This window comes from Flavobacterium sp. UBA4854, from assembly GCF_002399805.1.
GTDB lineage: Bacteria > Bacteroidota > Bacteroidia > Flavobacteriales > Flavobacteriaceae > Flavobacterium > Flavobacterium ginsengisoli.
The window spans coordinates 1,340-1,692 of sequence record NZ_DHEI01000115.1 but is presented as its reverse complement, the minus strand read 5'-3'; the positions used below and the strand labels follow the sequence as shown (position 1 = coordinate 1,692).

1 protein-coding gene is annotated in these 353 nt (G+C 33.7%); it reads right to left on the bottom strand.

Annotation, left to right across the window (positions count from 1 at the left end; genetic code table 11):
* Positions 1–353: outer membrane beta-barrel protein (locus B3J44_RS17215; RefSeq protein WP_286969921.1), on the bottom strand; the 353-nt coding region annotated here is incomplete at both ends.

Sequence of the window (353 nt, the reverse complement as noted above, 5' to 3'; positions counted from 1 at the left end):
TTTGCAAATACATTTGATCCTGCTAAAGTTCCTAAACTCGGAGCAGCATCTTTAGCATCAAAATACTCCATTCTATAAGCCAAAAGCAAAGCTGGATTGAAAGAATAAGTAGCATATCCTACCACAGAAAACCAGTCTCCGTCTAAATTACTATCAAAATCATTTGTTGTTTTAGCATAAGTTGCATTCAACCCAAGTGAAAAACTATCTGTAATTGTTTTAGATGCTGTTAAATCAAATTGTGTTTTATTTTCATCTGAAACTGGAATTGTACTTCCTGGAATTGGATTTGTACTTCCTGTTGTAAAATTCAAATAAGCACTTCCTGTGTCACCAATATATCCTACTTGACC